At 57.5% G+C, this 11,092-nt stretch carries 7 protein-coding genes; 5 read left to right on the top strand and 2 right to left on the bottom strand.

Annotated features, from left to right (window positions below):
* The first annotated feature begins 18 nt into the window (after positions 1-18).
* From BSP109_RS14390 to BSP109_RS14370, 5 genes are all read left to right on the top strand, one after another.
* Positions 19-1,035: an ABC transporter ATP-binding protein gene (locus tag BSP109_RS14390; protein WP_257944718.1), complete on the top strand. Its 1,017-nt coding sequence runs from the start codon at positions 19-21 to the stop codon at positions 1,033-1,035.
* A 1-nt stretch (position 1,036) separates the two neighbouring features.
* Complete coding sequence (locus tag BSP109_RS14385) at positions 1,037-1,936, top strand: DUF6270 domain-containing protein (RefSeq protein WP_101601546.1); 900 nt, start codon at positions 1,037-1,039, stop codon at positions 1,934-1,936.
* Positions 1,878-3,053 carry a non-hydrolyzing UDP-N-acetylglucosamine 2-epimerase gene (wecB, locus tag BSP109_RS14380; RefSeq protein WP_308297919.1) on the top strand — a complete coding sequence of 392 codons (1,176 nt, stop codon included), beginning with the start codon at positions 1,878-1,880 and terminating at the stop codon, positions 3,051-3,053. Before BSP109_RS14385 ends, wecB begins: the two co-directional genes overlap by 59 nt.
* A 472-nt stretch (positions 3,054-3,525) precedes the next feature.
* Positions 3,526-4,878 carry a UDP-glucose/GDP-mannose dehydrogenase family protein gene (locus BSP109_RS14375; protein ID WP_101601543.1) on the top strand — a complete coding sequence of 451 codons (1,353 nt, stop codon included), beginning with the start codon at positions 3,526-3,528 and terminating at the stop codon, positions 4,876-4,878.
* A 455-nt stretch (positions 4,879-5,333) separates the two neighbouring features.
* Complete coding sequence (locus BSP109_RS14370; protein WP_101601541.1) at positions 5,334-7,346, top strand: glycosyltransferase; 2,013 nt, start codon at positions 5,334-5,336, stop codon at positions 7,344-7,346.
* A gap of 1,010 nt (positions 7,347-8,356) precedes the next feature.
* On the opposite strand, the gene BSP109_RS14365 is transcribed toward BSP109_RS14370, so the two are convergent.
* A protein-coding gene (locus BSP109_RS14365; protein WP_101601540.1) for an IS3 family transposase occupies positions 8,357-9,522 on the bottom strand; the annotation gives its coding sequence in 2 pieces (ribosomal slippage) (positions 8,357-9,256 and positions 9,259-9,522; 1,164 coding nt in all).
* 227 nt (positions 9,523-9,749) lie between these two features.
* On the bottom strand, positions 9,750-10,898 hold the full coding sequence (locus tag BSP109_RS17030; protein ID WP_146001177.1) for a hypothetical protein: 1,149 nt from the start codon (positions 10,896-10,898) through the stop codon (positions 9,750-9,752).
* Positions 10,899-11,092 lie beyond the last annotated feature (194 nt).

Genomic DNA, 11,092 nt, shown 5'->3' with positions numbered 1-11,092 from the left:
GCCTACCATGCTCCTGCCGTGGTCGTCGAAGACGTGCACATGAGCTACTCGGTGCGCACGTCCGAGCCCAAGGGCCGCAATCGTGCCGCGCGCGTGCTCAACCGTCTCAAGATGGGGAAGATGGAGAAGGTGGAAGCGCTGAGAGGCGTCTCCCTCATGGCGCGCCAGGGTGAGTTCATCGGCGTCATCGGTGCAAACGGCTCGGGCAAATCCACGCTCCTGCGGCTGATCGCGGGTGTTGAGCGGCCGGATCAGGGAAGTATCCTTGCACAGCGCCAACCAACCCTGCTGGGTGTGAACGCTGCCTTGCAACCCGCCCTGTCCGGAGCCGCGAACGTTCGCCTTGGCTGCCTGGCCATGGGCATGACTCCGGAACAGGCTGAGAGCGTGAAGGACGAGGTGGTGCGACTCTCCGCACTGGGTGACGCCATCAATCGGCCGATGGGCGGCTACTCGTCGGGTATGTCATCACGTCTTCGCTTCGCGATCGCGGTCGCCGCACGACCGAAGATCCTTCTCATCGACGAGGCGCTGTCGACGGGCGACGCGACGTTCGCTGCACGCAGTGAAGAGGCGATGAACGAGATGCTGAGTGAAGCGGGAACGGTGTTCCTCGTGAACCACGCGGCGAAGGTCATCCAGGAGATGTGCGATCGCGCGATCTGGATGCATGACGGCAAGGTGATCATGGACGGCAACGCGGAAGACGTCGCGGAGAAGTACCGCTGGTGGTCGTGGAATGTTGCGCAGGGAGAGCACGAGACGGCGCAGTCACTCCTCGAGAAGGCTGTCGACGAGGGAGAGATGCAGGAGGTTCGCGTCGTGAACGATCAGGCCCTGAAAGACACCGATCCCCGTCACGCGCGGCGTGGCAGGACCGAAGTCGAGGAGTACCTTCGCCCACCGACGAGGTGGCCCGGGCTGGAGCAGCAGGTCGAGCGCACATTCGAAACCGACATGCTGCCCGTCGTGAATGACGTCCGACTGGAACAGGTGCCGCAGCCGCGTCGCGCTCGAGACGTTCTGAGGAATTGACATGCTGCCCCAGGACTCCCTACCTCAGAACAACCAGCCTCGGATCGACATCTGGGGATCATGCGTCAGTAGAGACACACTCGAGTACATGCCCGACATCGCGGTAGGTGCGTATGTGGCACGGCAGTCAGCGATCGTCTCCCTGTCTCCGGCGTCTGACGTCGCAGTTCCCTCTGATCGGCTCGGCTCCGATTTTCAGAAGCGCATGCTGGAAGGAGACCGGGGGGCTGATGTGGTGGCCAGGCTGTCCGAGCCGGGGGCGACGCTGCTGCTTCTCGATCTCGTCGACGAGCGACGCGGAGTGTGGGAGTTCCCCTCGGGAGCCTTCCTCACAAACTCGGTGGAGGCGCACCACGTGGGCATCGAAGTCTGGGGACCGGCAGCGGGCGCACGCCTGATCGAGTTCGGCACAGACGAGCATTTCGAGTTGTGGAAGCGAGGATTTGTGACCGTCGCAAAGCGGTTGACAGAGCTCGGCGTGCCTGTTGTGTTCCTTGACATCGCGTGGGCTGAGGTAGCCGACGGACAGAGCCTCCCTCGAGGGATTCGATCCGTCGCGGGAGCCGTCGGGCGACGCGTCAAGCGAGGTGCACGGCAGATGTCTCGTTCGGTCATTCGCGGTGATTCGCTGGATACCGCGGTCAAGGGGCTCGTCAGCCCAGGACGCACTCGCGCTGAGACGATCATTGAAGTGTCCCAGCGCGAGAATCAGCGGTACCGGCGGTATGCCGCCTTTGCAGAGCAATGGGCGACAGCGACAGTTCGCAGAACGTCTGCTGATGTTCGAATGGACCCGGAGCACCGGTGGGGGATGGGCCCGTACCACTACCGCGACTCCGACTATGAAGACATATCGACCGATGTACGATCGCACGTGGAAAGAGCACTTAATGACGTTTGAAAACCCAGACCGGCCAGTCGTGATGGTCGTCTACGGAACACGGCCAGAAGCGATTAAAGTGGCACCTGTTATCCGAGCGCTCGAAGCAGTGGAGGACCTCGGAGTCTACACCGTCGTGACGGCTCAGCATCGCGAGATGCTCGACCAGGTTAACGAGATGTTCAGTATCCGTCCCGACTCGGACCTGAACCTGATGGCCCATGGGCAAACACTTAATCAGCTGGCATCGAACGTGATAAGACAGATGGATGCGGTGTATGAGCGCGAACAGCCCGCTGCGGTACTTGTTCAAGGTGACACGACGACCGTGATGGCCGCCGCAATTAGCGCGTTCAACAGAGAAATTCCGGTCGTGCACCTTGAAGCCGGTCTCCGGAGCGGAGACATTCGGTCGCCGTTCCCGGAAGAGGCTAATCGTAAGCTCGTCTCTCAGCTCGCTTCTATTCATTTGGCACCCACAGAAGAATCCAAGCGAAATCTCCTCGCGGAGGGTATTGACGAGGCCACAGTATCGGTGACGGGGAATACTGTGATCGACGCCCTGAAGTGGGCAGTTAACCAGAAGAAGTCGTTCAGCAATCCGAGTCTCACGAGAATACCGTCAGATGCTCGAGTGGTCCTAGTTACAGCCCATCGTCGCGAGAACCTTGGTCCGAACATGGAGAGAATCGGTCAGGCGCTGAGAATACTCGCGCAGAAATATCGGGACGTCGTCTTCGTGTGGCCCGCACACAAGAATCCACGCGTCCGTGAGATCATTGCTCCGGTCATCAGAGATTGCACAAATGTGCTGCAGATCGAACCGGTAGCTTATGACGAATTCGCGCTACTGATTGCACGGGCTAGCATCGTGCTGACAGACTCCGGCGGCTTGCAAGAGGAAGCACCGAGTCTAGGTAAACCCGTATTGGTGATGCGCGACAACACCGAACGACCGGAAGCGCTTGCGGCTGGCACGGTGAAACTCATTGGTGCAGACACGGGCCGAATCGTGGATGAGGTTTCGTTGCTCTTAAATTCGTCAGAGGCGTACCTGAAAATGTCCAATGCCAGTAATCCTTACGGCGACGGCCAGGCCGCCGTGCGCGTGGTCGAGGCATTGCGACTAGCTGTATGAGGTCATGAGCTGTACAGGAAAGAATAGAGGCATGGAGATTGGCAGAACGAGATGTCACCTCATGCCCGTGAAGTACACCGATGAACTCAGAGCTTGCGCTGTTGACCTCGTGCTCACCACGCAATCGGACCCATACACCTCCCACGGGGCGATCCAGGGAACCTCGGTGAGCACGACTGGGGGAATTTCAGCGAGCGTCATCAATGTCACCTATCAGCGCGGCAGTCTCCCACTTCCAAGGACTTGACCGCGACGTCCGCACGGTCCGCGAGGAACCGCTGAGCAGCCCGAGCTTGCGGACGGCCTTCTCCGGGGAGCGACTCTCCCAGTTCGACATGATGTGCACAGCCTCCCCACCCTCAACCGCTGGCACCAGGACGACACTCACAACACATGGGCCATACCAAAGGGGTCAGGCCACACAGACTAGGCTATGCATACATAGCAAGTTATCTCCTTGAAAGGACCGTGCATGCGCATCGCAGTCTTCGGATCCGGGTACGTAGGTTTAGTGACCGGCGCGTGCTTCGCCGACGTCGGTCACGAAGTGATCGGCGTCGACACTAACACTCAGCGCGTCGCGGACCTCAACAGGGGGTCTATCCCCATTTTTGAACCAGGGCTCGAAGAGATGATCACTTCGAACATGAACCATGGCCGCCTGAACTTCACTCAAAATGCAAGCGAAGCGCTCGCAGGAGCCGACATTGCCTATATTGCCGTGGGCACCCCCCAGAAGGCCGACGGTTCAGCCGACCTGACTTACGTTCTCCAAGTGGCACGCACCATTGGGGAACTAGCGACAGATGATTTGGTCGTGGTAGATAAATCCACCGTCCCGGTTGGCACTGCGGAAAAAGTACAGAGAGAGATCGACTCACAATTAGCGAGCCGGAGAGTCACCCACAGGATACGGGTCTGCTCAAACCCTGAGTTCCTCAAAGAAGGCGCGGCGATAGAGGACTTCAAACATGGCGCTCGCATAGTAATCGGCACCGACTCGGCCGAGGTCGAACGCGCAATGCGCGAGTGCTACGAACCATACAACCGACAACACGATAAAATGATCATTATGGACATAAAGTCGGCCGAGCTTACGAAGTACGCAGCGAATGCAATGCTCGCCACCAAAATTAGCTTCATAAACGAGATGGCGAATATCGCCGAGCGAACGGGGGCCGACATCGAGCAAGTTCGAATTGGCATCGGATCGGACCCGCGAATTGGCTATCAGTTCCTGTACCCCGGAGCGGGATACGGCGGATCCTGCTTCCCTAAGGATGTCGCCGCATTATCTTGGAGCGCCCGAGAAGCCGGCTATGAACCGACCATCTTAGACGCCGTCGAGGTCGTCAATCGGCGACAGAAGCAATTTATTGGGTCCAAATTATCCTCGCACTTCAATGATCTCAATGGAAAGACGATCGCAATCTGGGGACTCTCCTTTAAGCCTAAAACCGACGATATTCGCGATGCGGCATCGCTAGAACTAATCTCCTTCCTGCTCGAAAACGGAGCAAAGATCCGCGCATACGACCCGGTTGCCATGGAGAACGTGCGCGCGCGTTTCGCCGGTGAAGTCGACCTCGTACTCGTCGACGAGAAGTACGACGCTATCGAAGGAGCGGATGCTCTTGCCATTTGTACTGAGTGGGAGGAGTTCAGGACCGTCGATGGCGACAAGATGGCCGAGCTTATGCGAGGCCGCTTGGTCGTAGACGGTCGCAACCTGTATTCGAGGTCCCGTCTCAGCGGAAGAGGCTTCACCTATGTTACCGTCGGCCGCCCCACCCTGTCCCCCATCACGCAGCGCCCCAACCTTTAACCAAACTGGGAGTCGTGCGCAAGTTCACCAGCCGAGATGTAAACTCGTGCACAACCTGCTCATTGTTTGAAAGAGGCCCTAATGCCCGATACCTGGACATTCCAATTCCCTAACGATTCGTTCGCCGCTAAGCCCGTCCTGCGGTTGACGCGCCCCACAGGCAAGAAGGAATATTTGATCCTTTTCAAATTCGATGGCGACGTGAATGTCTCAACAAAACCGTCCGCTCTTTCCTGGTCTGATTCCCTCGGAGTGCCATTCCGCTATTTACCGGAAAGCCAACCGGGACTTCTCGCCCTCCCGACTTTTACTTCACCAGCTAACGCGACACGTGTCGAAATGACCTGCCGCCCGTGGGGAAATCGAAGCATTGACGAGTCTATAATCGATGAAATCATTCTTGAGACTACTATAGCTGGCAGGACATCGGTCATCTTAAGCGAAGGAACTACTCGATGAATATCCCAGACGCATCGGTGATTATCGGTTTCAGAGATTGGGGGGCCGATCGTATCCGCAGATCCGCCCTAAGCGTAATGAATTCGTTCGGGAGCTACTCTGGAGAGGTGATAATTTCAGACTACGGCAGTAAGGATCCTGGGCCTGCCCATCAGGTCGCGGAGGAGATCGGGGCTAAGTATGTCTACACAGCCGGTGATCCGGTCTGGTCCGCCTCACGCGCCCTCAACGCGGGATTCGCCATCGCCGACGGAACACTGTTGGTTTCGACCGATGCGGATATGCTTTTCCTTCCCGGCTCATTCGAACGGATCATTGAAACCGCACGCGAAGCCGAAGATTGCGCACTTTTTCTGCAGTGCCGCGATCTACCCCCTTCGATGGGGGACGAATATTTTGAGACGACGTCTGTCAATTGGGATTTGCTGGAGCAAGTAGGAAGGCTTCGTCCCCGCTGGGGAATCGGTGGTCTAATGACTATCTCCCGTCAAGGCTATCTCAAGATTCGAGGGCTGGACGAACGACTCCACACCTACGGTGGCGAGGACTTAGATATTGCGCAGCGCGCGCGACGAGCAGGTTACCGCACCGTTTGGATTGAAGATCCCAATGTGCGGATGTACCACATGTGGCATCCGCCGACAATGCGCATAGTCGAGAAGTCTGAAGCCGCAAAGGCCGCCGTCGACTTTAACCGAAATGTGCTTTACCACGACAAGACGATAACTCGCAATGTTGTTCAGTGGCGACATCGGCCCGAATGGGCAACCCCATTGGTGACGGTTTCGATCGCGACCAGAGATCGGCCAAGCTACCTAATCGAAGCTATACAGTCAGTGCTAGCGCAAACCGTTCAAGACTTTGAAATTGTGGTCGTCGACGACGGATCTGAAACAGATATTAAGAGCGTGGTTGAGATGTTCGACGACGCTCGTATACGATATTTCCGACAAGATGCCGCTGGAATCTCGGCGGCGCGAAACCTCGCGTTGGATAATAGTCGAGGCTTTTACACAGCCGTGATGGACGACGATGATCTAATGCCGCCTCAGAGGCTCGAGTGGCAGCTAGAGTCCGTCACCGTCGGCCATGTAGGGTCTGCCGGCTCCTTTGTAAACTTCGATGATGGGTCGGGCGATCTCCATCTAATTGTGTCAAAGATTCCTTCAATTGCACAGGCGGCGGAGAAAGGTGGTGCTCCAGGACATGGTACGTGGCTGATTCAGACCGATGTCATGCGGCTGCTCCGCTACGATGAATCGATATCTAGCGGCATTGACAACAACTTCTTCCTTCGCCTGTTGCGCTGTGGCTATAAAATTTCCCATTGCGGACGACCAGTACTTATTCGACGTCAGCACAGCGGACAGGTTACCCTTACTGATGCGCCCAATCAGTCAGACGCAGCAAGGCAATCAGTTCAATTCTTCCAGTTCAATCTAACACCCTGGCACAAAAATAAGTTGGCCGAAGAGGCTAAGCTGAATGCGTATCCGAAGATCGGTGATAGGGAGGATTTCCAGGAGAGTACCCGCCCCTATCTTCCCGATCATCTCGTCAAGCGCGAAGCGTGGGTCGAGCCGGCCGGAGAAATTGGCGCGCTCCCAGATTTCGATGGATCCGTCGAGCTTCGTCAGGTGTTCCGAGGCTCATCTCTACTTCGATCGATCTTATACGTCTCGAATGCCACATATGCAGACATGGGAAAACTTGCGAAGCTTGGACGTAATTTGCAGGCTACTGTCTACGACCCCGCCTCCACTAATACTGAACCGTGGCTGGACATTGTCGTTGACGACTATCTTGGAGCCCATCCGGACATCGAAACCTTTGTTATCTCGCGCCGCGAGGGGGATGGCCCCGTAGATGACACTTCCGAGGGATCCTACTCGCGCAAGTCTCACATCGGTTTGGACCGGGTGAGTTTGAAGGCCTCCTTCGCTGGTGTTGATATAAATAGTGACGCGTGGATTATCTGCGGGGTCTCCGCTGAAAGGCTGTTGTCATGAAGGTATCTTGGAGCAGCACACATGACAATCGCATCGGTTTTCATACTGAGCTGCACGAATACGACGCCGTCCCGCCAGTGGCAGCCTTGTTAATCGACCACGCCCCGGCGATGATTAACGCGGAAAGGGAGGCGGTTGCGAGTTACTTAGCTTTCGGCCACTGGGTCAGTGGGGATCTGCAGCTTGCTCACAAAGTCGGGCCTAACACCGCATCCGCAATTGAGCGGGACATGTCGTTCGTTGACGTGCGGCCATCGCCGCTTGAATATTACCCGAAGCCCCTCCCGACAGGTAGTCGTAGGGTTTCGGTAGATTTCGATGGTAGCGGGGTCTCCAGCAGTGGTCCGTTCATTTCGGTTCTCCCCGCTTCCCGGTGGAATGGTGCGCTCCGAAGTCACAACGGTATCGCACTCGGTTCTAACGCCTTTGTTTTCGATGCAGCAGCTTCAGGCGGTCATGTCGCGATTCGATGCCGGCTTGCCGTGGCCGTCCTTTTCGCTGAGGATCTACTCGCGGATACTTTTGTCCTTAGAGCCAATGACGTAGACGCTCGGGAAATTTCTCGCATACGGAAACTTCTCGCTGCTGTGAACATCGGGCTCGACCTCGTGTCGTAGGCGGGGCACTCTGGACTGGTTCACGGGCAGGTGTGACATTGACTTGCCCTGCGGTTAGTTTTCGACTCACAGTCGTTGGCTTCCGAACACGGTGAGTAATGTTCGCTTCGCTGGGATCCATCGGTAGCGGGGTCGGGGGCCAGCCAGCTTCTGCTCGGATATCGGACGGGGGCCAGCAATGACGTGCACGGGGGCCACCCTGCCCATGCTCCTTCCGGCGCGCGCATCGGGCACGTGGCGGAAGGAGCAAACAGGAATGGTGGCTCATCGCAGCTGAGGGTGTAGCCGGTCTCTGACCTGAGTTGGACCCTTTGAGTGTGTCAATGCGTCAAGCACGTGCCGGGCGTCATCGGTGAGTGGGGACTGCCGCACGAACAGGTGACAGTTGGGGTGTCAGGCCGCGAGGCTCACGGCCGGGTTCATGATGGTCTCGTATTCGATGGGGGTCAATCGGCCCAGGCGGGCCTGTCGGCGACGGCGGTGGTAGGCACGTTCGATCCAGGTGATGATCGCGATCCGCAGCTCCTCTCGGGTTCGCCACCGTTTGCGGTCCAGGACGTTCTTCTGGAGCAGTGCGAAGAACGATTCCATCGCGGCGTTATCGCCGGCAGCACCGACTTGGCCCATGGATCCGATGAGGTGGTGACGGTTCAGGGCGTGCACGAACTTCCGTGACCGGAACTGAGAGCCTCTATCCGAATGCACGATGCAACCGGCGGCGTCACGGCGTCGAGATACCGCGTTGTCCAGGGCATTCACCGCGAGACAAGCCTTCATCCGGTCGCTCATCGAGTAGCCCACGATCCGGCCGGAGAACACATCCTTGATCGCGCAGAGATAGAACTTGCCCTCGTCGGTCCAGTGCTCGGTGATGTCGGTCAGCCACAGCTCGTTGACGTCATCGGCGGAGAAGTCCCGCTTCACAAGGTCGTCATGGACGGGCGGTCCAGGGCGCTTCCCGTTCTTGCCGCGCTTCTTTCCGAACACGGACCACCACTGGTTGTCCCGGCAGATCCTCCACGCCGTCCGCTCACACATCACCTCGCCGGACTCTGCGGCTTCACTGACGAGGAACCGGTAGCCGAACTCGGGGTCGTCGCGGTGGGCGTCCAACAGTGCGTTTGCTCGGTAGGCCTCGGTCAGCTCGGCTGTGGTGACCTGCTGGTGCCGCCAGCGATAGTAGGGCTGACGGGAGAGCTTCAAGACCCGCAGGGACACCGCGACGGGAATGTTGTCAGCGGCGAGCTCGCTCACGAGCGGGTACCACCTTTTCCCGGCAGATTCGCCTGCGAGTGGTAGGCGGCGGCGCGGCGGAGGACCTCGTTCTCCTGCTCGAGCAGCCGGATCCGTTTGCGGGCATCGCGCAATTCGGTCGACTCCTCCCGGCTCCTTCCTGGGCGGTTGCCGTCGTCGATGTCGGCTTGGCGGATCCATTTGTGTAGCGTCATCTCGTGGACGCCGAAGTCCTTCGCGATCTGCGCGATCGTGACGCCGTCCTCACGGGACCGGGCCACACGCACGACATCTTCGCGGAACTCCTGGGGGTAAGGAGCGGGCATGGTGCACATCCTTCCAGGCCGCCCTGCGGGCAAGCCAGATCAGATGTCACCTATCCGCGCGGCAGTCCCGGCCGAGGTGTGCCCAACGTCCGGCGGCGGCTCGCTCAACCTCGCACGGCAAATTTAAAGAATGCTCTGGCGAGTCGTCCGCCTAGAGCCCGGGTGAGATTCCAGGAGTACCGCAGCGTTTGCTCAGCGAAATTAACAGACTGTCTCAGTCGGCCGAATCAATTTGCAGCGAGTCTCGCTTCTGCCAGATGGTTGCGTACCGCTTTCAATTCGTCCCAATCATTTTCGGTGTAGGGCTCTAGGCCAAATTGATGCATTTTATTCCAAAGGCCCCCTTTTAGGGGTGCAGGGAACTGCATGTACGAATCCCAGTTGAGCTTTTCCATGAAATTCATGCTGACGCCTCGCGCCAAGTCGAACGCTTCCGTGGGGACCGACTCAAATAGGTCGATAATCTTCTCATCCGCGCCCTTTGCGATGCAATACAGCGCTGAGAGAGTTGTCGCATAATCTGCGCCATAATCTATGCGGGGAGACCGCGCGAAAGATAATTCAGGAAGAGCTACGGTTACGCCCAGTTTTTCGGCGACAAGCGCGCTAAGAGCGGCCTTACGAAATAGTTTCCGATCCTTGGGTCCCGCCAGGGACTTAAGCGAGTTGGAAACTATCCCAGGGTCCGACTGGAGGATCACGGAAGCCGTGCCAACTTCTGTAAGGCCTTTAGCGTAGCCAGCATCAATGAAACCGAGCTCGGTGAGCACCGGTAGCGCCGACGACTTATTCGCGTTGCGTGAAAGGGACTCGGCAAGGATTTGACCGAATGTATGATACTTCGCATTGAAATGCTGAGCAGTTAAAATCGCGCCCAGAGCCATGAAAGACCAGTGGTTCAATGTCAGGGGAGTTCGCCGGGTCGGAACGGATCTAGCATTCGTCTTAACAACGAGAGTATCGAAGCTTCTAAAGAATTCTGACTCGCGCTGGAACCAGCCACCGAAATCCATTGATACGAGGTGGCTATCTTCAGGCATCATTCTCCAGGCCGCAAGCGAATCAAAGCCGCCGCTAAAGCTAAGCAGATGACCACTTTCGGACGTTATGCGGGGGGAGTCAGATGCTTGAACGGCACTTACCTCAGCGCCGGTCGCAACAGATATAGTAGTCATCGCAGACGCGTCCACCTCGAAGTCGAAAGAGATCGCGTCATACTTTGTCCCACATAATGTCGTCAAAGCCAATGCCACCTGCGTGCTGCTCACTTCTAACCGACGATCAAAATCGAAATGGAGGTCGACGGTATCTTGATACTCGGCTCGGAGCTTCACTGAATCCGGCGTGATCTCGAGGTTCTTAAATAGCATCTCCATGAACTGAGCCTTCCGTCGCATTGTTTGTCTGTGGGCGCCACTCGATGCGGATGTACCGAGCTTTAGAGGCTCTTCTCGAACGAGGGTGTAGTCCGTTGAGCGCGTCGCTGTCCGTGTAGGAGTCGAGGTCTCCCTGAAGATGGAAGTTCCTACACTGCCCACCCGGAAGACCTCGACATGTCCCACCCTACTTT

Origin of the sequence: Brevibacterium sp. Mu109 (assembly GCF_900169375.1) — a bacterium.
GTDB classification, from domain to species: Bacteria; Actinomycetota; Actinomycetes; order Actinomycetales; family Brevibacteriaceae; genus Brevibacterium; species Brevibacterium yomogidense_A.
This window is presented reverse-complemented; position numbering and strand designations above follow the sequence as displayed.

Bases quoted from the DNA above. Each gene is read 5' to 3' on its own strand.
- wecB (WP_308297919.1), top strand. From the start codon at position 1,878: ATGAAGACATATCGACCGATGTACGATCGCACGTGGAAAGAGCACTTA.
- BSP109_RS17030 (WP_146001177.1), bottom strand. From the start codon at position 10,898: ATGGAGATGCTATTTAAGAACCTCGAGATCACGCCGGATTCAGTGAAG.
- BSP109_RS14385 (WP_101601546.1), top strand. From the start codon at position 1,037: ATGCTGCCCCAGGACTCCCTACCTCAGAACAACCAGCCTCGGATCGAC.
- BSP109_RS14370 (WP_101601541.1), top strand. From the start codon at position 5,334: ATGAATATCCCAGACGCATCGGTGATTATCGGTTTCAGAGATTGGGGG.
- BSP109_RS14375 (WP_101601543.1), top strand. From the start codon at position 3,526: ATGCGCATCGCAGTCTTCGGATCCGGGTACGTAGGTTTAGTGACCGGC.